This is a genomic window from Zoogloea sp. 1C4 (genome assembly GCF_009469605.1).
GTDB lineage: Bacteria > Pseudomonadota > Gammaproteobacteria > Burkholderiales > Rhodocyclaceae > Zoogloea > Zoogloea oryzae.
Window position 1 is genome coordinate 1 of record NZ_SSXU01000103.1, and the last position, 1,318, is coordinate 1,318.

General features: G+C 64.0%; 1 protein-coding gene and 1 other annotated feature. The gene reads left to right on the plus strand.

Features of this window, described 5'->3' with window-relative positions:
• Positions 1–50 precede the first annotated feature (50 nt).
• Positions 51–1,279 (plus strand): IS3 family transposase gene (locus tag GH681_RS23050; protein ID WP_153163827.1). Its coding sequence is split into 2 segments (ribosomal slippage): positions 51–339 and positions 339–1,279, totalling 1,230 coding nucleotides; the frame shifts between segments, so codons are not numbered across the junction.
• Positions 329–445: a sequence feature (AL1L pseudoknot), on the plus strand. It overlaps the preceding gene by 117 nt.
• Positions 1,280–1,318: the final 39 nt, after the last annotated feature.

The window sequence follows — 1,318 nt, forward strand, 5'->3', positions numbered from 1 at the left end:
TGAACCGCCCCGGATTTGGTGGAGGCCCAATACTCTGAGAGGATTGAGCCATGACCAAATCGAACAAGTTTTCCCCTGAGGTGCGCGAGCGTGCGGTGCGCATGGTGCTGGAGCACCGCGGCGAGTACCCCTCGCAGTGGGCGGCCATCGAATCGATCGCCCCCAAGATCGGCTGCGTGCCGCAGACGCTCCTTGAGTGGGTCAAGCGCCACGAGATTGATTCGGGAGCCAGGGACGGCATCACCACGTCCGAGTTGCAGCGCCTGAAGGAGCTCGAACGCGAGAACAAGGAGCTGCGCAAGGCCAACGAGATCCTCAAGCTGGCCAGTGCGTTTTTCGCCCAGGCGGAGCTCGACCGCCGCTTGAAGTCCTGAGGGGTTTTGTGGACCGGCATCGACAGGCCTACGGGGTCGAGTCGATCTGCAAGGTGTTGCAGATTGCCCCGTCGGGCTACTGGCGCCACGTGGCGCTCAGGCGTGAGCCGCATAAACGCTGTGCCCGCGTCCAGCGCGACGAGGCCCTGATGCCGCACATTCAGCGCCTCTGGCACGCCAACCTGCAAGTCTATGGTGCGGATAAGGTCTGGAAACAGATGAACCGGGAAGGCGTGTCCGTGGCCCGCTGCACGGTCGAGCGGCTCATGCGCCGCCTGGGCCTGCGCGGGGTAAGGCGTGGCAAGGTCGTGCGCACGACGGTCGGTGACAGCAAGGCAATCTGTCCGCTGGACCGGGTCAAGCGACATTTCAGTGCCGAGCGCCCGAACCAGTTGTGGGTCAGCGACTTCACCTACGTCTCGACCTGGCAGGGCTGGCTCTACGTGGCCTTCGTGATCGATGTCTTCGCGCGGCGCATCGTGGGCTGGCGGGTCAGCAGTTCGATGCGCACGGACTTCGTGCTCGATGCCCTGGAGCAGGCCTTGTACGCCCGGCAGCCCGAGCGAGACGGCACCCTCGTCTGCCATTCGGATCGCGGGTCGCAATACGTCAGCATTCGCTACACCGAGCGGCTCGCCGAGGCAGGCATCGAACCGTCTGTGGGCAGCAAGGGCGACAGCTACGACAACGCGCTGGCCGAGACGATCAACGGGCTGTACAAGGCGGAATTGATCCATCGGCGAGCGCCCTGGAAAACCCGGGAATCCGTGGAGCTGGCAACCCTGGAATGGGTGTCCTGGTTCAACCACCACAGGCTGCTCGAACCCATCGGCTACATCCCCCCGGCCGAAGCTGAGGCAAACTACTACCGGCAACTCGCCAGTCAGGCCGAAACGCCGGCCTGACTTAAACCAAATGGCCTCCACGGAAGGCGGGGCGGTTCA